The sequence below is a fragment of the Pseudomonas sp. GXZC genome (genome assembly GCF_026967615.1).
Taxonomy (GTDB): Bacteria; Pseudomonadota; Gammaproteobacteria; order Pseudomonadales; family Pseudomonadaceae; genus Aquipseudomonas; species Aquipseudomonas azotoformans_A.
Genome location: NZ_CP114115.1, coordinates 4,691,949 through 4,714,558 on the forward strand (window position 1 = coordinate 4,691,949; position 22,610 = coordinate 4,714,558).

General features: G+C 61.8%; 20 protein-coding genes. 13 read left to right on the plus strand and 7 right to left on the minus strand.

Annotation, left to right across the window (positions count from 1 at the left end):
* Positions 1 to 35 precede the first annotated feature (35 nt).
* The 6 genes from OZ428_RS21920 to OZ428_RS21945 form a co-directional block, all read right to left on the minus strand.
* Positions 36 to 920: a LysR family transcriptional regulator gene (locus OZ428_RS21920; protein ID WP_269131278.1), complete on the minus strand. Its 885-nt coding sequence runs from the start codon at positions 918 to 920 to the stop codon at positions 36 to 38.
* A complete protein-coding gene (locus OZ428_RS21925; RefSeq protein WP_269131279.1) occupies positions 920 to 1,840 on the minus strand; it encodes a LysR family transcriptional regulator in 921 nt (306 codons plus the stop codon). Before OZ428_RS21925 ends, OZ428_RS21920 begins: the two co-directional genes overlap by 1 nt.
* 162 nt (positions 1,841 to 2,002) lie before the next feature.
* The gene (locus OZ428_RS21930) at positions 2,003 to 2,638 is read right to left on the minus strand and encodes a glutathione S-transferase family protein (protein WP_269131280.1); all 636 of its coding nucleotides are present in this window, start codon (positions 2,636 to 2,638) and stop codon (positions 2,003 to 2,005) included.
* Between the two features lie 111 nt (positions 2,639 to 2,749).
* Entirely contained in the window at positions 2,750 to 3,091 is a 342-nt protein-coding gene (locus OZ428_RS21935; protein WP_061449020.1) for a hypothetical protein, read from the minus strand.
* Positions 3,092 to 3,177: 86 nt separating this feature from the next.
* Entirely contained in the window at positions 3,178 to 3,969 is a 792-nt protein-coding gene (locus OZ428_RS21940) for an ABC transporter permease (protein ID WP_038849110.1), read from the minus strand.
* Positions 3,966 to 4,643, minus strand: coding sequence for an ABC transporter ATP-binding protein (locus OZ428_RS21945; protein WP_269131282.1), 678 nt, complete (start codon positions 4,641 to 4,643; stop codon positions 3,966 to 3,968). Before OZ428_RS21945 ends, OZ428_RS21940 begins: the two co-directional genes overlap by 4 nt.
* Positions 4,644 to 4,774: 131 nt before the next feature.
* Here OZ428_RS21945 and OZ428_RS21950 point away from each other — a divergent pair, with 131 nt between their 5' ends.
* The 4 genes from OZ428_RS21950 to OZ428_RS21965 all read left to right on the plus strand — a co-directional run bounded on the left by OZ428_RS21950 (position 4,775) and on the right by OZ428_RS21965 (position 8,033).
* Positions 4,775 to 5,851, plus strand: coding sequence for an aldo/keto reductase (locus tag OZ428_RS21950; protein ID WP_061449022.1), 1,077 nt, complete (start codon positions 4,775 to 4,777; stop codon positions 5,849 to 5,851).
* A 113-nt stretch (positions 5,852 to 5,964) separates the two neighbouring features.
* Positions 5,965 to 6,411, plus strand: coding sequence for a hypothetical protein (locus tag OZ428_RS21955; protein ID WP_269131283.1), 447 nt, complete (start codon positions 5,965 to 5,967; stop codon positions 6,409 to 6,411).
* Between the two features lie 30 nt (positions 6,412 to 6,441).
* Positions 6,442 to 6,678: a hypothetical protein gene (locus OZ428_RS21960; RefSeq protein WP_269131285.1), complete on the plus strand. Its 237-nt coding sequence runs from the start codon at positions 6,442 to 6,444 to the stop codon at positions 6,676 to 6,678.
* Between the two features lie 158 nt (positions 6,679 to 6,836).
* Positions 6,837 to 8,033 carry a DUF1835 domain-containing protein gene (locus tag OZ428_RS21965; RefSeq protein WP_269131286.1) on the plus strand — a complete coding sequence of 399 codons (1,197 nt, stop codon included), beginning with the start codon at positions 6,837 to 6,839 and terminating at the stop codon, positions 8,031 to 8,033.
* A 4-nt stretch (positions 8,034 to 8,037) separates the two neighbouring features.
* On the opposite strand, the gene OZ428_RS21970 is transcribed toward OZ428_RS21965, so the two are convergent.
* Positions 8,038 to 8,574, minus strand: a complete 537-nt coding sequence (locus OZ428_RS21970) for a chemotaxis protein CheY (protein ID WP_269131287.1) — start codon at positions 8,572 to 8,574, stop codon at positions 8,038 to 8,040.
* 206 nt (positions 8,575 to 8,780) lie between these two features.
* Between OZ428_RS21970 and OZ428_RS21975 the strand changes: the two genes are divergently transcribed.
* The 9 genes from OZ428_RS21975 to OZ428_RS22015 all read left to right on the plus strand — a co-directional run bounded on the left by OZ428_RS21975 (position 8,781) and on the right by OZ428_RS22015 (position 22,561).
* The gene (locus OZ428_RS21975; RefSeq protein WP_269134213.1) at positions 8,781 to 9,461 is read left to right on the plus strand and encodes a fimbrial biogenesis chaperone; all 681 of its coding nucleotides are present in this window, start codon (positions 8,781 to 8,783) and stop codon (positions 9,459 to 9,461) included.
* 23 nt (positions 9,462 to 9,484) lie between these two features.
* Entirely contained in the window at positions 9,485 to 10,465 is a 981-nt protein-coding gene (locus OZ428_RS21980; RefSeq protein ID WP_038849123.1) for a fimbrial protein, read from the plus strand.
* Positions 10,466 to 10,522: 57 nt separating this feature from the next.
* The gene (locus tag OZ428_RS21985) at positions 10,523 to 13,327 is read left to right on the plus strand and encodes an ATP-binding protein (RefSeq protein ID WP_061449027.1); all 2,805 of its coding nucleotides are present in this window, start codon (positions 10,523 to 10,525) and stop codon (positions 13,325 to 13,327) included.
* The gene (locus tag OZ428_RS21990) at positions 13,314 to 14,507 is read left to right on the plus strand and encodes an EAL domain-containing response regulator (RefSeq protein ID WP_061449028.1); all 1,194 of its coding nucleotides are present in this window, start codon (positions 13,314 to 13,316) and stop codon (positions 14,505 to 14,507) included. The genes OZ428_RS21985 and OZ428_RS21990 overlap by 14 nt, the downstream gene beginning before the upstream one ends.
* An 82-nt stretch (positions 14,508 to 14,589) precedes the next feature.
* Positions 14,590 to 17,721 carry a hybrid sensor histidine kinase/response regulator gene (locus OZ428_RS21995; RefSeq protein WP_269131288.1) on the plus strand — a complete coding sequence of 1,044 codons (3,132 nt, stop codon included), beginning with the start codon at positions 14,590 to 14,592 and terminating at the stop codon, positions 17,719 to 17,721.
* A gap of 23 nt (positions 17,722 to 17,744) precedes the next feature.
* On the plus strand, positions 17,745 to 18,392 hold the full coding sequence (locus OZ428_RS22000; RefSeq protein WP_025854954.1) for a response regulator: 648 nt from the start codon (positions 17,745 to 17,747) through the stop codon (positions 18,390 to 18,392).
* 193 nt (positions 18,393 to 18,585) lie between these two features.
* The gene (locus OZ428_RS22005) at positions 18,586 to 19,191 is read left to right on the plus strand and encodes a fimbrial protein (RefSeq protein ID WP_269131289.1); all 606 of its coding nucleotides are present in this window, start codon (positions 18,586 to 18,588) and stop codon (positions 19,189 to 19,191) included.
* Between the two features lie 77 nt (positions 19,192 to 19,268).
* Positions 19,269 to 20,000, plus strand: coding sequence for a fimbrial biogenesis chaperone (locus OZ428_RS22010; RefSeq protein WP_269131290.1), 732 nt, complete (start codon positions 19,269 to 19,271; stop codon positions 19,998 to 20,000).
* A gap of 50 nt (positions 20,001 to 20,050) precedes the next feature.
* Complete coding sequence (locus tag OZ428_RS22015) at positions 20,051 to 22,561, plus strand: fimbria/pilus outer membrane usher protein (protein ID WP_269131291.1); 2,511 nt, start codon at positions 20,051 to 20,053, stop codon at positions 22,559 to 22,561.
* The last annotated feature ends 49 nt before the right edge of the window (positions 22,562 to 22,610 follow it).

Consider the following 22,610-nt stretch of genomic DNA (forward strand, 5'->3'; position numbering starts at 1 on the left):
CCGGCGTGAGAATCACCACGCCAGGCAATCCACTATTACGCCAGCTGAAATGCCGGGTGTTCGCGCAGCGCCATGACGCAGTGGTCGACAAAACTGCGCACGCGCATTGGCGCATTGCGGCCTTCGCGGTACACCACCTGCACAGGCAGTGGCGGCGGTTCAAAATCCGGCAAGACGCGACGCAGTTGCCCACTCTGTAAGTGTTCGTGCACCGGATAACTCAGGCAGCGGATCAACCCCCCACCCTGCACCGCCGCATTGATCGCACCCTGCACCGTGGCGCAGCCGAGTCGGGCGCGGGCCTTGAGTGGGTAGCCCTGGAAATCCCAATGCACCTGATTGGCGCTGGCGATCAGCCGGTGCTGCTTGAGGTCGTTCGGGTGTCGGGGCTCGCCGTGAGCTGCGAGATAGTCGGGGCTGGCGCAGAGAATAGGCCGCACCTGCCCCAGCGGTCGGGCAATCAATGATGAATCGGGTAGTTCACCGACGAGGATGGCGACGTCGAGCCCTTCTTCATGCAGGTTCGGATAATAGTCGTGGTAGCTGACGACCAGGTTCACCTCGGGATAGCGGTCCAAGTAGCCAGCCAGGACCGGCGCCATCACATAACGACTGAACAGGAAGGGCAAAAACACCCGCAGGTTGCCCTGGGCCTGCACGTGCAGCCCCTTGGCCGAGGCTTCGGCGGCGTCCACCGCAGCCAGCAGGCGTACGCAGTCCGCCAGGTAGGCGTTGCCGGCGTCGGTGAGGCTCACGCCGCGCGTGCTGCGCGCCAGCAACGGCACGTGCAAACGCGCCTCCAGGCGGGCAATCGCGCGTACCAGGGTCGGACCCGAGACCTGAGCGTCACGCGCCGCCGAGGCCAGGCTCGGCTGCCCGGCCAGCGCGGCGAACAATTGCATATCGCGATAACGCTCCATCAGCTGCGCCGTTTCATCGCCGGGTTCAGGGCGGCGTCCTGCCCAAGGCGATGGGTGAGGAAATCGACAAAGGTGTTGATCTTGGCCGGCACCCGGCCATTTTTCTGGAACACCACCTGGATCGGCAGCGGCGCCGACTCATAGGCTTGGAGGACAATCTCCAGTTCACCCGCCGCCACCGCCGCGGCGATTTGATAGGACAACACCCGCGTCATGCCCCAGCCTTGGCGCGCCAGGTTGATCGCGGCATTGTTCGCCGTGACCACCAGACGCGGTTCGATGGACACGGTCACGGGTTGGCCGCCGTCGACGAACTCCCAGCCACTTACCAGGGAGCTGGACGACGACGTGGCGATCTTGGCGTCACGCAGCTGCGACGGATGCGTAGGCCGCCCGTGTTGTTCGAGATAGGCCGGCGCTGCGCAGACCACCCGGCGCACTTCACCGACCTTGATCGCCTGCTGCCCCGGTTCATGCAAGTGACCGATACGCACCGCCACGTCCACCCCTTCGTCGGTCATGTTGACCACACGATCGACCAGCAAGGCGTTGATATTTACCAAGGGGAACCGATCCAGATACTCCCCCAGCACCGGCGCCACATACAGCTCGCCAAACAGCACCGGCGCGGTCACCGTCAAATGGCCGCAGGGGATGGAATAACTGCCCGCCGCCGCTTCCTCGGCTTCATCGAGCTCGGCCAGGATGCGCCGGCAATCTTCCAGGTAACGCTGGCCGGCTTCGGTGAGATGCAAACTGCGGGTGGTGCGCGCCAGCAATTGAGTGCCGATGCGTTCCTCCATGGCGGCGATGGCGCGGGTGACGCTGGGTGGCGAGGTTTTCAGGCGGCGCGCGGCAGCGGCGAAGCCCTCCTCCTCGGCCACCGCCAGGAACACCTGCATTTCATGAAATCGGTCCATCGCCCCGCCTTCTAATCAGTTGAAAGTCATCCACCTGTGGTGAGCGAGCTTGCTCGCGCCGGGGCGCGAAGCGGCCCTAAAACCAGGCACCGCGTATTATCTGAAAAAGCGCGGTGATCTTGTTGGGGCTGCTTCGCAGCCCAGCGCGAGCAAGCTCGCTCACTACAATTTTGACTGCAAGCCCACCGCCGTGCGCGGCATGCCCACGAAGCCCGGCAACGCCTCGATACTGGCGAGCCAGGCGCGTACATGAGGGTAGTCGGCCAGCGAAACATTGCCTTCCGGCGCGTGAGCGGTATAGGTGTAGAAAGCCACATCGGCAATGGTGGGTTGCTCGCCGGCCAGGAAACGGCTCTGGCTCAGTTGCGCTTCCACCAGTTTCAGCAACGCATGGGAACGGGTAATGGCGTTGACGGTGTCGACTTCGGCACCAAACACCGTGGCCAGTCGTGCAGAGGCAGGCCCGGCATGCAGCTGGCCGGCAGCGGTCGACAGCCAGCGCTGCACACGGGCTTGGCCCACCGGGTCGCTCGGCAGCCATTGGCCTTTACCGTAAGTATTTGCCAGGTAAATCAGGATCGCGTTGGAGTCTGCCAGCACGACACCGTGGTCATCGATGGCGGGCACCTGGCCGAACGGGTTGATGGCCGCAATGAATTCGGGCGTTTTGTGGGCGGCTTGCTTGAGGTCCACCAGCACATAGTCCGTGGGCAGGCCGAGCAGGGACAGCATCAGCTCGACCCGGTGGGAGTGGCCGGACAAGGGGAAACCGTAGAGTTTGATCGCAGGCTGGGACATGAAAGGCTCCAAAAGATTGGGTATCGACGCCAGGCATGTTCCACTGCGGTCCTGATCGAAGGAATCACCAGGATTTACAATCCAGAATTTCACTCAATGAAACAATAGGCCTCAGCAGGCCCCCACTTTCAACACGCCGTTGCAGTTCGACAGTTTGCCTGCATCGTCCAGGGAAACGCTGAGGTCATTGTGGTTTCGGTCCTTTGTCACACGGTCTTTTGAGGGCGTGTGAGGCGCATCTTTTATGACTTCGCCGGTCCCTATACACATTTGGTGGAAGTTGCACGTTCCCGGCGGCGCTTGAGTGGTCCAATCACTGCCGGTGCAGTGCGCACTGGCCGATGACCGGTACCATTGCGCCTGGCATTGCGCGTCGTGGCTGCCCACCGCCTGGGCGTTGACGTTGAACAGCATGGTAAGAAACAGTAGCGCTGAAACACTGACAACCTTCATTGTTTACCTTCATGGGGTCTTAGCTGAATGAGCCAACATTGATAAATCAGCGACCCCATGGCGATAAATACAACTTTTACGAACCTTCAACGCTCCTGCAGGCGCTCGCGCAAAAACCGATGACTGACCGAAAACAGTCGCCGATAGGTGAGCAGCACTGCCCCCACCGTGCCCAACGCCGACGAGGCGGCAATCAGAAACATGATCACGATCTGATACCGCACCGCGTCAACTGGGCTCTCCCCCGCCAACACCTGCCCGGTCATCATGCCGGGCAGGCTGACGATGCCCACCACGGTCATCTGGTTCAGCGTCGGGATCATCCCGGCGCGCACAGCCTGGCGGATGGCTTCCTGAGCGGCTTCCCAGCGCGAGCCGCCGAGGGCGAGGATCATTTCGATGGTGTTGCGCCCCGACGTCAGTTCCTGGGTCATGCGTTCGATCCCCAGGGACACGCCAGTCAGGGTATTGCCCAGGATCATGCCGAGGATCGGGATCGCATATTGCGGCTCGTACCACGGGTGGATGCGGATCACCGCAAACAAACCCACCGCCGTCACCAGCCACGAACTGCCCCATACCGAGAGGATGCTGTCGACGCGCTGCCCCCGGTACGTCCGCCGCCCACGCCCCGCTGCCGAAATACCGGCGATCAGGGTCATGGCGCACATCAACGGCAGCACCACGTACCAATAGGCGAACTCGAACACCCAGCCCAGCAGGTAACCGATGGCCAGCAGCTGCACCACCGTGCGCACCGCCGCCCACAACAACTGGCGCTCCAGGCCCAGGCGCAGCAGCAGCGAGAGCGCGCCGTTGACCAGGATCAGCGAGGCGGCGATGCCCATGTCCAGTGCGGTGAGGTTCTGATAGTTCATGGCTGGGTCGCTCCACTCAATACACCGGCACTCATCTGCCAATGGATGTTGCTCATGCGCCGGGCCTGGTCCAGGTCGTGGGAGACCCAGATGCAGGCGCGGGCGCGATCAGCCGCAAACCAGGCGTCGATCAGCGCTTCCACTTCGCGGGATGAGGTGGGGTCGAGGGCAGCGGTGGGCTCGTCGAGCAACAGTACTTCGGGGTTGAGTTGCAGGGTGCGGATCAACGAAACCACCTGGGACTCACCGCCCGACAGGTCGGCGGCGCGCTTGGCCAGAAAGTCCGGGGTCTTGCCGGCGTGGCCCAGCAACGTGGTCACCGCGGCCAGGTCGAAGCGGCGTTTGCGCGAGGTCTTGAGGCTGAAGGGGAAACGCAGATTGTCTTCCACCGTGCCATCGAGCAGTGCCGGGCGTTGCGACAGGTAGCTGATGTGGCAGCGGTAGTGGGGAATCTGCGCGTTGCCGATCGGCTGGCCATTCCACAGGATCTGCCCGGAACTGGGCGCGTCCAAAAGCGCCAGTGCACGCAGGAACACACTTTTGCCGGAGCCGGAGGCGCCCGTGATCGACACGCGATCGGCGGCATTCAAGGTGAAATCGGTGGGCTGGAGCAAGGCCACGTGGCGGCGCTCGTCCATGCGCGTGAGGGCGCGGGTTTCGATCAGTGCGCTCATGGACGCGGTGTTCCTCTCAATCTGGATGAGGCAATGGTGAGGCACACTCGCCGGGATTTCATTCAAAAAATTCAAACTATCGCAGCCGGTGTGGCTCAGAACTCTAGGTTCAGCATTACCGAGGAGGCAACATGCAATACCGACAACTGGGCCATTCCGGCCTGCTGGTATCCGAAATCATCCTGGGCACCGTGCCCTTTGGCGGTCGCGCCGAGTTTGAGAAATGCGGATCGGTGGATGTGCCCCTGGCCAAACGCATGTTCGATATCGCGTTCGACGCGGGGGTGAACATGGTCGACACCGCCGACCTCTACTCCCACGGCCTGGCCGAAGAAGTGGTCGGCAAAGCCTTGGGTGACAAACGCAACGATATTCTGCTGGCCACCAAGGGCCGCAGCCCGGTGGACGACAACCCCAACAACTCAGGTTCTTCACGCTACCATCTGATTCGCGCGTGCGAAGCCAGTTTGAAACGCTTGGGCACCGACCATATCGACCTCTACCAACTGCACAACTGGGACGGCATGACCCCCATTGAGGAAACCCTTGAAGCGCTGCGGCTGCTGGTGGGTTCGGGGAAAATCCGCTACTTCGGCACCAGCAACTTCACCGCCTGGCAAATGATGAAGACCCTGGGCAAGGCCGAACTGCACGGCATGCTCAAACCCATCACCCAGCAGATCTACTACACACCAGAATCCCGCGAAGCCGAGTACGAACTGCTGCCGCTGGCACTGGACCAGTCGGTGGGCACACTGGTGTGGGGGCCAATGGGCGAAGGCCTGTTGACCGGATCCACCCGTCGTGGCCACAAGCCGCCCGCCAACACCCGTCAGGGTAGCGGTTGGCCAGAACCCTACGTGCATGACCAAGAGCGTGCGCTCGACATCATCGAAACCCTTGCCGCCGTCGGTGATGAGCACGGCGTCTCGGTCGCCCGCACGTGCCTGGCATGGCTCAAGGATCGACCGGGGATCACTTCGCTGATCGTCGGCGCCCGCACCGAAGCGCACTTGCGCGACAACTTGGCCGCCACTGAATTGAAGCTCACCCAGGAACAGTCCTCACGCATCGAAGCCGTGACGCGTCGCCAGCCGTTGTACCCCTACTGGCATCGCTTTACCGCCGGGATCGACCGCTTTGATCCGGCGGAGCAGCCGTTTCTGGCAGAGCATCAGAAGACCCTGGATGCGCGCAAGGACAAATAACGCCCGGTAGCCTTGTGCGCAAGGCTGCCTCTTTCTATGCATCGTGTCGGCAGGCGACCTGGGCAAAGCACAGCCTGCTCGCTAGACTCGCGCTCCTATAAAAAGGAGCCCTCATGGACGAACCGAAAGCATCCAATGCCCCCGCCTCCCGCTTGAGCGCAGCGTGGCTGTGGCGACTGATCAAGCGCCAAAGCCTGCCGATCATGCTGCTGTTGTTTGCGCTGTTTTACTCAAATGGCTACGCCTACCTGGAGACGTATAACAACGTGCTCGGCGTGCCCGTCAACCGTCTCGGCTACGACACTTATCACTACGTGGTGTACGGCGGAAACGACATTCTGGTCAAACTGGCTGCCTTGCTTATCCTCGCTGCAGCGGTCTTGGTGTTCGCCTGCCTGATGTTCTTCACCGAAAACCCTGACCGTGTTTTACCCACTCGGGAACTGGGCACCCACACACGTCGCTATCGAATACTGCGCAGGCTGGAGAAGAGCTACAAAAAAGCCACGACGCCGATATTCGGCGCGCTACTGATCAGCCTTCTGGCGCTTATCGCCTGAATCATCTGGTCGCTGGCGTACGCGCAGTCGATGGCCCATGGCAAGCTGAGGGCCTACGAAGAGATTCGTGATTGCAAGCCTTCAATCCTCCAACTCAACAACCTCGATGTGGTCACTGCCTGTATCGTCGGCGAAAGCGACGATCTGTTGTACCTGGTGGAAAAACACAGTGAGGGCGGCGAAGTCCGGTTCCAGAAACGCCGAGTTCCCAAAGACAGTATCCGTTCGACCACGGGGCCCGAAACGCTGCTGAAAAAGCCCGGCTGACCCGTGCATTTGCAATCGGGCGCAGCACTGCCTATATTTCCCGCCTGGCGCTCTCTACGCCACCTTCCGCGGAAAGGGCTGCGCCCAAGACACTGCAACATCCTCTTTTTCTACGACTCCCCACCTTGAAGCGGAAAAGGTTTGTGCAAGGAGATCGTATGTCCCGCCACTTCAATACCGATGGCCGCCTCAACCTTGAGCAACAGCGCAAGCGCGCCAAGGAACTGCTGCCACGCCTCAAAGCCGCAGACCCAAACGCGACCTTGTCCCAGGCTCAGTGGGAAATCGCCAAGCAGCTGGGTTTCAGCAGTTGGCCCAAGCTCAAGGCGCATGTCGACGCCATCGACTTCGCCGCCCGCCACCCCGACTTTGCCGCCAGCGACGAAGCCCGTACCACCCATTGGCGCTGCGGCAATGACATTGCCCACAGCCTCCAACTGGCCGGGTTCAAAGGGCAGTTCCGGATGCTCACCGACCCACTGTGCATGGGGCCGGTCCGCGAGTTGCCCAGCCAAGCCTTCCGCGCCATGCGCAGCGCTTTTATCAGCCAGGCCTTTGCTATCGATCAAGCCGATTCGGCTCGGCGCATCGACACTGAATACGACCACCTCGAAGCCTTGACCAGCGCCGAACACAGTGTGCTGTGGTGCGAAGCGGATGCCTATGACCAACTGTTCCTGATCCGCGCACTGGCGGGTCTTGAGCAAGCACCGCGCAAGCTGGAACTGATCGAGGTGGATCGAATTCCCGGCGTGCAACGCTTTATTGGCATCGGCCAACTGGCGCCGGATGTGTTGGCGTGGCTGTGGCCGCAACGGCGCTTGATCGATGATGACGCCGTGGAACTCGCCAAAGAGGCCTGGTCGGCGTATTGCGACAGTTCGCCAGTCAAGTGGGCGGAAATGGCCCACCACAAGCATCCTGCCCTGCCCTTGTTGGCCCCGGCGCTGTTACGCCAGTTACAGGAACTGCCAGGCGCGCGCGATGGCTTATCCCTGACCGAACGCCTGGCCCTGACGTACCTGGCCGACGTCGGGCCAACCCCCTTCGGTCGGGTATTTGCCGAATTGATGGCCAAGCGCGAGCCACTGCCGTTTCTGGGGGACATGATGTTTCATGTGCTGTTGCGGCCGTTGATTGACGGTGACGCCCCCTTGCTCACAGAGTCCGATACGCACAAGGACTGGCCGCAACGCGAGTTGAGGCTGACGCCCCTGGCGCATCAGGTACTGAGCGGTGATGCGTATTGGCTCGACCATGCCAGCCATGAGCGTTGGGTCGGCGGCGTGTCCTTGAGGCCCGGCCAGCCCCATTGGACGATAGACGAAGACGCCGTGCCCCACTGGCGTGGCTGACACCTCACCGCTTGGGTGACAAGCCGATGGCACACGCAACCACCGCCGGGTCTCCCAAGTAGGGATTTCGCGTGGCAATCGACAGCTTGCTCGTACGCGGCGCCGCGCCGTCCGTATCCACGGCTCGCAACGTCGGCCGCTCCACCGACGGCACGGCATGCGCCGGGTCGACGATTTCCATGCAGCGGCGCAACGAGTTGAAGTCCGGTGACTGTGACAGCGCCAAATGCAGGGTCTGGCTCACGGACACGGAGACCAGCGAACTCTGCGCGCATTGGCCGTCATAGATCAACGTATGGCGAATCAGTCGGTTGTCGTGGCAGTACTTCAGCAGGTTCACCTGTCGCGAGCGCACCAGCGCAGTGTCGATGATCAACAGGTCGAATGCCACGCCTTCCGAGCGCGTCAACGCTTGCAGCTCATCGAAGGAACTCAGCGGGGCGATGCGGTAATAGCCCAGCTGGTTGAGCATTTTCTCGATCTTGATTCGCTGCAGTTGGTCCGCATCGGCAATCAGCAGGCGTAACGCTTTATTGGGCATAGGGTAAACCTGACAGTTGGGCATCAGCGTCGATCATTCAACGGTGATCACGGTAACCGTCCGGAACGAGGCCTGACTTTAAGGCGAATCTGAAACGGTTACCCTGGGCATGCCAGCTCTTTTAAGAATCGCCTCAAAGCCTTTCCCTCCACGCCTCCCTACCATGGCCCGCGTCTCGAACGCCGCCATGGAATTTCTCTGTGTTCATGTTTCTACTGCGCCTACTGCTGCTGACCGGCGTACTGCTGACCCTCGCACCGCCGGCCCGGGCGGCACTGAAAATCGAAGGCACGCGCCTGATCTACCTGGGCCAGGACAGGGGCGCCACCATCGGTGTGGTCAACCAGGCTGCCCGCGAAGTGGTGGTGCAAACCTGGATCAGTGGCGAAGACACGCCGCCCAATGGCGACGTCCCTTTTGTCGCCACCGAACCCCTGGTTCGGCTAGGGCCCGGCGAGCATCACCAACTGCGCATCCTGTACGCCGGCGAGGGGTTGCCGACACACCGTGAATCGCTGTTCTGGCTCAACATCCTGGAAATCCCGCTCAAGCCCGATAGCCCCAACAGCGTGCAGTTCGCGATCCGCCAACGCCTCAAGCTGTTCTATCGCCCGCCGACGCTGGCCGGCGGTTCGGCGCAAGCGGTGCAGCAGTTGGTCTGGAGCACGGACGGGCGCCGTGTCACGGTCAGCAATCCCAGTGCGTTTCACGTGTCGCTGGTCAACCTGCACGCCGACACCTGGGCCCTCAGTGATTACCTGCTGCTCAAGCCCAACGAGAGCAAAACCCTGGACGCACCGGGCGCGATCATCAAAGGCACCCCCCTCCACTTCACCGAAATCACCGATATCGGCTTGCAGGCCCGCCACAGTGCGGTGCTCAAGTGATAGACCGCGAGGTATTTGCACCTATGTCACTCACCCGACGGCTTCTGCCGATGCTGCTCTGGGCCTGCGCGGCCCTACCGGCCACCAGTCACGCCCTGGCCTGTCGCGAAGACGGCAGCGGCTCGATCATCACCCAGGAAGCGCTGGGGACCGCGCTCGCAGTGGCCGCCGATGCGCCCAACGGCACCATCATCTGGGAGTCCGGCCCGCGCACGACAAATGTGATCTGCAAGGACGACTACAACCATGGCCGTGAAGAGGTGTATTTCTACGTCAACCCGGCCAACGTGAGTATCGGCACCGGTATCCGCGTGGGCATCCGCTACAACAATCAGCCGATTACCCAAAGCACCGGCAAGGTCGGCACCGGGTTCTTTTCCGACCGAGGCTGCACCGCCAACTGCGTGGGCTGGGACAAGGCGCGCTTTACCCTCAACTTCAGTGTCTTCATCGAGAAATACGACCCTACGCCACCCAGTGGCCAGGCCAGTACGCTCACCTCCTATCGCGTGTTCCAGCTGGACGGCGTGCGCGGCCTCAACTCACGGCCCAACAGCAATTTCAACTACGTGGTGACGGGCATGAACGGCATCCGCTTCGTGCCCTGTACGCCGGAGCTGACCATCACCCCCAGCGTGGTCAACTTCCCGACGCCTTCGCGCAAAGCGGCGATCGGTGAAGTCGCCAGCACCGCGAACTTCAGCCTGAACCTGCGCAAGGGTTGCGACACGCCCTACACCGTCAGTGCGCGCTTCGCGACCACGCCGGGCGGTGGCGCAGTGGTCAATGGCCTGCTGGTACCGGACAACAACAGCTCCGTGGGCATCGCATTATCCCGCGCGGAGAGCCAGCAACAGCTGCCTTTCAACAACTGGTTCACGTTGCAGGAACTGATGGGGCTGGGCCAGAGCCACGATGAATTCCGTGCCGACCTGAAATGGCGCACCCTGCCGATCCCCGGCGCGTTTGACGCCGCCGTGGTGGTCGATATGTATTACAAATAGCTGACTTTTAAGGATCGTCTTATGCCATCGGTGTCGGCCGGCACTTAAAGTCTGCCGATGCGATTGAAAAGTTATCTGCTCCAGATCAACCCCGTCCTCTCCCGACCCGAAGCTGCCAGAAGGCTGCTGCGTATTTTTGCGACTGTGCTGCTGATCGGCATATTGAGCGGGGTCTACACTTTTCTGCTGTCCACCTTCAACAATGATATTTCCCAGCGCCGCGGCTACATGAGCAGTGCCATCGCCGAGGCCCACACCTTTTTCACCAACCGCGAGGCCTTGCTCGAAAGCCTAAGCCTGTCGGCGGTACGGCGGCCCTCGAAAACACCGGTCTACACCTTCTCTCCGGAAGAACAGCACCTGCAACTCGGCGATTCGCCGGACAACCAGTGGAGCATCTGGCTGACCACGCGGATGCGTGAGTACCTCAAGGCCAAACAGCTCAACTTGTTGTACGTGAACGCGGGCCCCACGCCGCAGGTGACGCGGCTGTACGATGCCACCACCCAGGTGCTGCCGATCTCCAAGTGTCTGCTCAACCGCCTCAAGGCCGTGCAACACGGCGATCCCAGCACACTCAATGAGTTATGGCTGAGTGACAGGACCGAGGGCCATTCGCACCTGTACATCTTTATCCGCCTGGATGAACGCGACCCTGAATCCGGCTGGCTCGGCATGGAGATGGAAAGCCGCGAAGTGTCCTCCGCCCTCAGCGACAAAAGTGCCGGCGAGTTCATGATGCTCAGTTCCCAAGGCATGCTGGTGTTCACCAACAGCGACAACGCACAGCTCAGCCAGCAACGCCTGAGGCCGGGAGAGGACAGCTTTTTCGGGTTTGTCGGCAACGGCTGGTTGCCCGATCACCTGGTGATCCGCAAGCACCTGAAATCCTCGGACTGGCAATTGATGTACTCCATCGACCTGCGCGCGGTGGTCAGTGGCCTGTGGAAGCAGTTGCTCGGCTCGCTGCTGTTCTGCTTGTTCAGCGTGACGCTGATTTGGCTGGTGATGCGCCGGGTTGACCAACGCTTCATCATCCCCTCGATCCATCGCATCCAGGCCTTGATCGAAAGCGAAGCGTTCGGCCGCGATGTGATCCAGACCGCGCCTGTCGCGTTGTGTGTCTTGCGCCGTACCGACGGCCAGGTGGTGTTGGAAAACACCTTGGCGCAGCAATGGCTGGGGGCCGGGCCGGAGCGCGAGGCCTTGCGCGACGGCTGGATCGAGCAAGCCTTCGCGAACGGACCGTCAGAACGCAGCGACTACTTTGAAACCATCGACGGTCGTCACCTCTACCTCAGCAGTGCACCCACTCGCTACAAAGGCGAAGACGTGTTGTTTTGCGCCTTCAGCGACATCAGCGCACGCAAGCAGGTCGAAGCGGCGCTGGAAGAAGCCCGGCAATCGGCCGATGCCGCCAACGCCGCGAAAACCCTGTTTCTGGCGACCATGAGCCACGAGATCCGCACGCCGTTGTATGGCGTGCTCGGCACCCTCGAACTGCTGGCGCGCACCCAACTGGACACCCAGCAAAAAGACTACCTGCACGCAATCGAAGGCTCCTCCTCGACCTTGTTGCAACTGATCTGCGATGTGCTGGATGTGTCGAAGATCGAAGCCGGGCAACTGGCCCTGGAGTTGAGCGAATTCTCGCCGCTGGACCTGGTACACGAAATCATCCAGGGCTACGCGGCAGCCGCCCAGGGCAAAGGCCTGCAACTCTATGCCTGCTTCGACCCCAAGCTACCGGAACGCTTGATCGGCGACGTGACCCGCATCCGCCAGATCCTCAACAACCTGCTCAATAACGCCGTGAAGTTCACCGACTACGGGCGCGTGGTGCTGCGGGTCAAAGTCCTGGGTCGCGACGGCGAGCGCTCCAGTCTGCTGTGGCAGGTCTCGGACACCGGCAAGGGCATCGCCCAGGAAGACCAGGCGCTGATTTTCGAGCCGTTCTACCAGAGCGAAGGCAATACCAACGTGGTCGCTGGCACCGGCCTGGGCCTGCCGATCTGCCAGCGCCTCACCGAGTTGATGAATGGCAATATCCGCATGGTCAGCGAATTGGGCCTGGGCAGCAGCTTCAGCCTGACCTTGCCCCTGGAAGAAGCCCCCACCCCACCCCTGCCAGCCCTGCTGGCCGAAACCATTTACATCGCCTCGCCCATTCCGGAACTGGCGAACGCGATCAGCGGCTGGCTACGCCGCTGGGGCGCACGCGCGCAGACCGCCCTGCCGGCGCAGACCGACGGGCACCTGCTGTTGCAACTGCACCCCGGCAACGTTGACCCGTTGCTGGTCGCCGACTGGGCGGGCCCGGTCATCCATGCCAGCAGCAACGCCAGCAGCCCCCCGCCGGATGAGGCCGGCGCATGGCACGTCAACCTCAACCACCTGAGTGCGATCCATCAAGCGGTCAGCCAGGCACAGGGGTTGTGGGTGGCACGCGCCGACGAACAGACACGCCAGCGCGACCTGAAAAAACTCAACCTGCACCTGTTGGTGGCCGAAGACAACATCATCAACCAGCTGATATTGCGCGACCAACTGGAAGAACTCGGCTGCACCGTGGAGTTGGCCGCCGATGGTCATGAAGCGTTGCAGCTCTACACCGCCGGCACCTTCGACGTGGTGCTGACCGATGTGAACATGCCCCACATCAACGGCTACGAACTGGCGCGGGAACTGCGGCGCCAGGGCTGCCCGTTGCCGATTATCGGGGCCACCGCCAACGCGATGCGCGGCGAGGCCGACCTGTGCCTGGCCGCCGGCATGAACCATTGCCTGGTCAAGCCTTTCGCGTTGCGGGCGCTCTTCAATTCCCTGGCGCCTTATGCACGGATCATTCATGAAGCCCCTTAGTATTTTGATCGTCGAGGACCATCCTCTGCAGCACATCTACTTGCAGCACCTGCTCAGTGAGTTGGGGGATTTCATGCTCGAAGCCGCCCAGGATGGCAAAGAAGCGCTGGAGCGCCTGCGCCAACGGGACTTCGACTTGGTGCTCACCGACCTGCTGATGCCCGGCATGGACGGTGTGCAATTCATTCAAAGCCTGGCCAGCCTGCGCTGCAAGCCGGCACTGGCGATCATGAGCGTGGCGTCGCGGCGCATGTTGATGGCCGCCAGCCTGGTGGCCAAGAACCTGGATGTGGAAGTGATCGGGCTGATCTCCAAGCCGGTGGCTGCCGACGCCCTGCGTAGCCTGGTCGAGCAACTCAGGCACAAGATGCGCACGCCCTCCCCTCTGCCGACCAAACACCTCGACATCGACCGTCACACGCTGATCCAGGCCATGGGCAACGGCCAGTTGCAAGCCTGGTTCCAACCCAAGAAGTCCCTGGCCAACGGTCGCATCGTCGCCGCCGAAGCACTGGTGCGCTGGATGCACCCCGAGCAAGGCGTGATGTTGCCCGGCGCCTTTCTGGAGGCGATCAAAGCCTTCGAACTGGAAGAGCGTCTGTTGTGGCTGGTACTCAAACAGGCAATCTATGCGCAAAAACAATGGTGCCTGCGCGGCTATGACATCCCTGTGTCGATCAACCTGCCGACCCATTTACTCAACAGCCATGACCTGGCCGACCGTTTGCTGGAGTTCGTGCTGCTGCACGACGGCATCCCCGGCATGATCTGTTTTGAGCTGATGGAGTGCTCGGTGCCCCAGGACATCAGCAACTTCTACGCCGGTGCCTGCCGCCTGCGGATCAAGGGGTTTGGCTTGTCCCAGGATGATTTCGGCAAAGGCTACAGCTCGTACCTCAACCTGGTCTCCACGCCGTTTACCGAACTCAAGATCGACCAGGCGCTGGTCCAGGGCTGCCACGACAACGAAGGCATGGCATCGGCCCTGGCGAGCATCATCAGCCTGGGCCGCAAGCTGGGCCTGACCGTGGTTGCCGAAGGGGTGGAAACCCCACAACAACTGGCCCTGCTGCGCAAGATCGACTGCAATCAGGTGCAGGGGTTCTTGATCTCCCACGCGGTATCTTCCGAACAATTTCAACAACTTCTGAACAATGATGGCCCCGCGACATCTCATTAGGCGCCAGGCACGGATCTTTTGTTGCAGAGAGGGGCTAAGCTCCATCCAGTGCCGATTTTTTCTCCGCCTGCGGACGTCCTTGATGAAGCACAACAACGCGATCCTCGAAGCCTTCACCCGAAGCTCATTGCGCTTGAACAAAGGCCTGATGCTGATGTTCGGGGTCGCGTTGCTGCTGGCCCTCACCAACTACTGGTCGCTGCAACGGGGCGTCGATATCCGCTATGGCGCCATGCGGTTTCACTTCGCCCGACTGATGGAAAACCTGGCGCAGCAGGAAGCGTTCCTCAAGAACTTGGCGCATCCCGGCATCCAGGCCGAATTGTTGCGCGCCACCAACGTCCAGGTCAGCCTCAAAAGCCGTATGGTCGACACTCGTCGCACCTTGTACGAGGGCCAGAAGTACTCATTCTCGGTGCCATTCAGCGTGGCGTTCGATGAGCAGCGCGTGGGTGTCAGCGCCCGGCCGCGGATATTCGCGTTGGGCGCTCATCTCACCAGTTACTACAGTGCCTTTTGGTCCTCCTCGCCGTACGGGGCGCCACAGACGTTCGTGTTCAACCGCCAGGCGAATTACACCATTGATATCCCTGCCGTGGACACGCCGCCGGGGCGGGTCAACGCGGTGCAGGAAGCCCTGGCGCAGACGCCGCCGGGCCTGGAACCCGAGCGCGTGTACTGGCAGGCCGGGCCCGCGCCTGAGCATTTGCTGGCCTATATGGGTATTGCGCTCGACGGCCCGGACTCGGCTGTGGTCGGCACGCTGCTGGACCTGGCCCAGGCCGACGACGTACAGCGCGCGCTGGAGCGCTCTGCGTTTGATCGCATCACGTTGATTGCCCCTGACGGTCATCGGCTGATCGGACCGGAAGTCGTTGGCGCTCCGCTCAGCGACGGCGTGCACTTCACCTCGAACGGTTTCGAATTCAAGATTTCCCAAACCGGTGACCAGCCCTGGAGCGCGATCTATGGCTTGAGTTACGCACGTTATTTCCACTACGCCGTGTGGCCGCTGAGCAGCCTGGCCTTGTTCCTGGGCAGCCTGCTGGCGCTGGGATGGGCTGGCAGCCGCTGGTATCGGCGCCAAGTGATTGCACCGGCACGCCTGGCCCACGAGCACATTGCCGAAAGCGTGGCGTTCAGCCGCGTGATCATCGACACCGCCCCCACCGGGTTATGCGTGGTGCGCCGCAGCGACGGCGAAGTGTTGATCGAGAACCAGCGCGCCCAGCAATGGCCGGGCACCGCACGCCTGGTCGCGGCCATGGCCGGCGCCCACGACAGCGCCGAAAGCGGCGAGACGCACCTGGAAATCGAAGGCCGTCACCTGCAGATCGGTTTCGTGTCCACACGTTATCAGGCGCAGGACGTGCGCCTGTATGCGTTCAATGACATCACCCGGCACATCGAGGATGCTTCGGCGCTGGAAGACGCACGCCGCGTCGCCGACGCAGCCAACGAAGCCAAGACCCTGTTCCTGGCGACCATGAGCCATGAAATCCGCACGCCTCTGTATGGCGTGCTTGGCACCTTGGAGTTGTTGGGCCTGACCGACCTGGACCCGCATCAGAAAACCTACCTGCACACCATCCAGCGCTCGTCCGCCACGCTGTTCCAGCTGATCAGCGATGTGTTGGATGTGTCGAAAATCGAGTCCGGGCAAATGGCGATCGAGGCCGTGGAATTCTGCCCGCTGGACATGCTCGAAGACACCCTGCACACCTACGCCGCCTTCGCCCAGCGCAAGGGCCTGCAACTCTACAGTTGCATCGACCCGCAGCTGCCGGACAGCGTCATGGGCGACCCGCTGCGTATCCGCCAGATCCTGAATAACCTGGTGAGTAATGCGATCAAGTTCACCGACATCGGCCGCGTGGTGATCCGTGCCAGGGTGCGCGCGCACGACGCTGAGCAGGTGGAGCTGGAATGGCAGGTGACCGACTCCGGCGTGGGTATCGCGCAGGCACAGCAGGCCAAACTGTTCGATCTCTTTTACCAGGCTCCGGACACCGCAGGTGAAGGCGGTGCGGGCTTGGGGCTGCCCATCTGCCGGTGGCTGGCGCAGATGATGGACGGCCAGATCAAGGTCGTCAGCGAGCCCGGACTGGGCAGCAGCTTTACCTTGAAAATCCGCTTGCCGGTGTGTGCCGCTGCGCTGACGAATCTGCCCCTGGTGGAACCCAGCACGACGCCGGTGTATGTGCAGGCGCCGGTGCGTGAATTGGCGCAATCGATGTGCGACTGGCTCAACCGCTTGGGCATTGCAGCCGCCGTGGCTGCGCCGACCCAGGAACCGGTGGCCCATTGCGCCGTGCTGGTGGATGTGCTGCCCGATCAACCTGCGCGACCCTGGATCGGCCAACGCGTCATCTGCCTGCCGGGCGCCCACAGCCCACCCTTGCCGACTGAGCAGGGCTGGGTGGTCGACATGCACGATGTGCGGGCCATTGCCGCCACCGTATCCCTGGCGCAGCACGGCAAGCACGAACCACCACCGACGGCCCAGCCACAGAGCGCCGGACGGTTGGGGCTGCGCATCCTTGTGGCCGAAGACAACCCGATCAACCAGGCCATCATCAAGGAGCAACTGGAAGCGCTCGGCTGCTCGGTGAGCCTGGCCTCGAACGGCGAACAGGCCTTGCACCTGTGGCAACCGCAGGCCTTCGATTTGGTGCTGACCGACGTGAACATGCCCTTGATGAACGGCTACGAACTGGCCAGGACCCTGCGCGAACACGCGCCCCGCTTGCCGATCATCGGCGTCACGGCCAATGCCATGCGCGAAGAAGGCGTGCGCTGCCTGGCCGTCGGTATGAATGCCTGGCTGGTCAAGCCCCTGAGCCTGCAAACCCTGCGCGCGCAGTTGATCAAGCTGTGCAAGGTAGCACCGCCCACCGAAACCTTTGACGACACCGTGCACCTCTCGGACAAGATGCGCCCGCTGTTTATCAGCAGTGTGCAACAGGACCTGCTGTGTATTGGCGAAGCGCTGGAACAGCGCGATGCCCACCGCCTCGGCCAACGCCTGCATTCAGTCGCCGGTGCCCTCGGCGCGGTGCAGGCCAACAGCCTGGCCCAGGCCTGTATCGAGCTGGAAAGCGCACTTAACCGTGGCAGCCTCGACACTGCGCTGACGCTCAAGGTGAAGACGGTCATGCAACGCCTCTCGGCCGTCCTGGATACGCTCCAGCCCGGGCCCACTCCCCTCACTTGAACTGGCACTACGGACGGCCCCTTATGAAAACATTCAACGTGGTTATCGCGGACGATCACCCGATCGTGCTGCTCGGGGTGCGCGAACTGGTCGAGCGCGACACGCGCTTCCAGGTCGTGGGCGAGGCCGTCTGTTCGGCCGGCCTGATCGAGTTGCTGCAGCGCCAGGGCGCCGACATCGTGATCACCGACTACAACATGCCGGGCGACTCGCCCTACGGCGATGGCCTGAAGCTGGTGGAGTACCTGAAACGGCATTTCCCACAGGTGCAGATCCTGATCCTGACGATGATCTCCAACCACCTGATCCTCACCCGTCTGCAGGAACTGGGGGTGGTCGGCATCATCCAGAAAAGCCAGCTGCACACCGAGATCCAGCTGGCACTCAAGGCCATCGCCCAGCAAAGCGCCTATCGCAGCCTGGAACCGCCCAAGACGTCAGTGATCGAGACCCTCACCGCCATCGACGAACGCTTCTCGACGTTGTCACCCAAGGAGTTCGAAATCCTGCGTTTATTTATCTCGGGCATGAGTGTCAGTGATATTGCGCGCAGCCAGAACCGAAGTTCCAAGACCATCAGCGCACAAAAAATATCGGCCATGCGCAAACTTGAAGTCAGCAGCGATCAAGACCTCCTGGCGTATTGCCTGGCGCGTAATATCTTCAACTAAGCGGTCACTTAAAAGCCATTCAAGGACAATGGCTTCCCCTTTATCTACTGGTCTCAACCCCTCCATAAGTGCAACTAACCCTGCCTCTTAAGCGCTTATAAGAATCGTCTTATTCGCCCGCTAGCCCTCGCCTCTTACTATTTCCCGGCAGTTCAGAAACCGCACTTTCCAACTCACACTTATGGACATCATCATGAAGAAGTTTTCCCTGGCTGTTATCGCTTCGGCCATTCTTTGCGCCTCCGGCAGTGCATTCGCCGAAGAACCGGTCGCACCGAAGCCAACCCTCGGCGGCAGCGGCAAAATCACCTTCACCGGCGTGATCAACAACGACGCTTGCTCGGTGGACGGCGCCAACTCCGACCGCACCATTTCGGTAGACATGGGCAACGTCTCGATCAAGGACATGGGCACTGCCGAGAACCCAACTGCCGGCCGTGTGACCGCCAAAGACTTCAACCTGAACGTCAACTGCAACCAGGGCACCAAAGTCGCGATGATTTTTGACGCCAACAACGGTGGTTCGGGCCTGGTGACTGGCAAGAACGTACTGGCGCTGAACCCAGGTTCGGCCACCGCGCAAAACGTCGGCATCGCCCTGCTCGACAGCAAGGGCACGTTGATCGACCTCAGCTCGCCGGCCACCGCACGTATCGAAAGCACCATGCATGGCCAGGGCACCGAAGGCGGCGACGCCACCCTGAGCTTTGCCGCCGCCTACGTCACCACCGGTGCCGCCGGCGCATCGACGGCCGGTCGCGGTGACGCCACCCTGCCGTTCATCCTGCAATACGAATAACCCCGGCGCCCGAGCACCGAACGCGCGAGGCCCTGCGGCCTCGCCATTCTTTTTTCTGATGACACCGGATACCCCTCATGCTGCCTCGTTCTCTCGCCATGGGCCTCGGGCTGCTGGGCATGCTCATGGCTGCCCAGGCCGCCGCCAGCATTTCATTGAATGCCACCCGTATCGTGTTCGATGGCGACCACAAAGAAGCCAACATCACCGTGCGCAACGGTAACCAGGATGTGTTGATCCAGTCTTGGGTCGACCGCAACGATGCCAGCGGCAGCCGCGCGCCGTTCGCCGTTACCCCGCCGTTGGCACGGGTGTTTGCCAAGGAACAGCAACTGCTGCGCATCTTGTATGAAGGCGCCGGCATGCCCACCGACCGCGAGTCGGTGGTCTGGCTCAACGTGCAGGAAATCCCCAAGGCCAGCGCCGCCGAAAACACCTTGCAGTTGGCCATCCGCCAACGCATCAAGATTTTTTTCCGCCCTGCCGGCTTGCCTGGCAGTGCGTTGCAAGCCCCTGCCCAGCTGGAGTGGGCGCTGATCAAACGCGGCGCGCAAACCCTGCTGAGCGTGAAAAACCCGACGCTGTATCACGTGTCCATGGCCGACATAAAGGTGCAGGCGCAACTGGCCAGTGACTCCACCATGGTCGCCCCAGGCGAGGAAAAACAGTTCCCGCTGAACGCTCCGGTGGCCGCTGGCACGGTGCAGTTGTCGTTCTCCAGCATCAATGACTACGGCGCGCAGAACCATTACACCGCCGCTCTGGCGGGTGGTGTTGCCCACGCCACCGAGTCACGCCTCAAACCCTGAGCACTTCGCCTCACGCTTGCTCGCCCACCCGGGATGCCACAGGTCTTCGCATGTCTTTTCTTTCCAGCAACAGGTCCGCATGTGACGCACTGAAGTTGAAGACGCTGTGGCTGGCGATTGCCGCCTGCCTGCCCGCCTGGGCCCTGGCCGACGAGGCTGCGCAGACTTTCAACACCACCTTCCTGCAGGGCTCGCAGTCACCCGTCGACCTGCAACAGTTGCTGTCGGCCAACAGCGTGTTGCCAGGCACTTACCGTGTCGACCTGTACAGCAACGAAGTTCTGGTGGGCCGCCGCGATATCGACTTCAAGCGCAGCCCGCAAAACGACCAGGTGCAAGCCTGCCTGACCCTCGACCTGCTCAAGCAACTGGGGATCGACATGGCCCGTTTGCAAGCCCAAGGCAAAATCGACCCGCAGCAGCCGCAGGACTGCTACCCCCTGGCAGCACTGATCGAAGACGCCACGGTGCGCTACGACAGCAGCCGCCTGCGCCTGCTCGCAAGCATTCCGCAAGTGGCCATGCAGCGCGGGCTGCGCGGGTATGTCGACCCGCAGCTGTGGGATGACGGCGTGCCGGCCGCGTTCATCAACTATCAGCTCAATAGCAGTCGCACAGCCGGTGACTACGCCACGCGCATCGCCAATAACCTGGGCCTGCGCAACGGCATCAACCTGGGCGCCTGGCGCTTGCGCAACGAATCGAACCTGAGCGGCGGCACCGGGCGCAAGAACACCTACACCAGCAACCGTACCTACGTGCAGCACGACGTGACGGCGATCAAGGGCCAGTTCAGTGCCGGTGAGATTTTTTCCGACACCGACCTGTTCGACAGTGTGCGTTATCGCGGGGTCAAACTGGCCTCCGACGAAGGCATGCGTGCCGACAGCGAACGCGGCTACGCCCCCGTGATCCGTGGTGTGGCGCAGACCAACGCGACGGTGGAGATCCGCCAGAACGACTACATCCTCTACACCGCCAACGTCGCACCGGGGCCGTTCGAGATCAACGATATCTACCCCAGTGGCTCCAACGGCGACTTGCAGATCACCGTGATCGAAGCCGATGGCACCCGTCGTGTGACGATGCAGGCGTTTTCCAGCTTGCCAATCATGGTGCGTGAGGGGCAAGTCAAGTACAGCCTCTCGGCGGGCCGGTTCAATAGCAACACCGAGGGCTTGGCCACTCCGCGTTTCCTGAGTGGCACCCTGGCGTATGGCTTGACCAGCAACCTCAGCGGCATCGTCGGCTTGCAGGCCAGCGAAGACTACAACGCTTTGTCCCTCGGTGCCGGACGCAACACCGCGCTGGGTGCGGTGTCGCTGGATGTCACCCATTCTTCAAGCAAGGCCCAGGGGCAAACCACCCAGGGCAGCAGCGTGCGCGCGTTATACGCCAAGACGTTTGCCGGCACTGACACCAACTTCACCCTGGCCGCCTACCGTTACTCCACCGAGGGTTATCGCAGCTTCAGCGACCATGTCGAAGACATCAGCGACAGCATCCGCGTGCGCAGCGGCCATTCGAAAACCCGCACCGACCTCACCATCAACCAGAGCCTGGGGCGCAACCGCGAATTTGGCAGCCTGTATGTGAACGCCAGCGACCAGCGCTACTGGAATCGTGGCGGCTCGCAGAGTTTTTCCGCCGGCTACACCAGCAACTGGGGCAACCTGAGCTACAACCTCGGCGTGACCCGGACCAAGCAGATTGTCACGTGGGGTGAGCCGAGCAGTGACACCCAGGTGAACCTGTCCATCTCGTTCCCACTGGGCAGCCAGGCCCGTGCACCCCGAGCGTTTGTCACCACCAGCAGCCAACACGGCGACACCACCACCCAGGCGGGCATCAACGGCTACGTCGCCGACGCCAGCGACACGTTCTACTCGGTACAGGCCGGGCACAGCGACACCAGTGGCGATTCCGGCTCGGTGAACATCAACAGCCGCACCTCGGTGGCGGATGTGAGCCTGGGCTACAGCCAGGGCCAGGGCTATAACTCGCAGAACCTCAACCTTGCAGGTTCGGTGGTGGCACATGGCGGTGGGATCAACCTGGGACAGACGGTCAGCGAGACCTTTGCACTGGCTGAGGTGCCGGGTATCTCCGGGGCGAAGATCAGCAGCTACAGCGGTGTGGAGACGGGTTACAACGGCTATGCGGTGATTCCGAACGCGCAGCCTTACCGGGTCAACTGGGTCAGCCTGGACACCCGAGACCTGGGCGGCGATGTGGAAATCACCAACGCCACCCAGCAAGTGGTGCCGCGTCGTGGTGCCATCGTGGTTGCACGCTACAGCGGCACCACGGGGCGACGGGTGTTGTTCGAGTTGTTGGATGCGCAGCATAAGCCGCTGGGGTTTGGGGCTTCGTTGGAGGACTCGACGGGCAAGCAGTTGGCGATTGCTGATCCGAATGGGAATGCGTTGGCGTTGGTGGGGGAGGATCAGGGGACGTTGGTGATCAAGTGGGGGGAGCGCAGTTGCAGGGCTTCGTATGCGTTGGGGGTGCAGAACAAGGCGTTGAATTATGAGCGGCAGGTGTTGGTGTGTGGGCCTTGATGAGCGCGGTTTTTTGCCGAGTACATATCCGTTTTTTGGGTAACGGCTG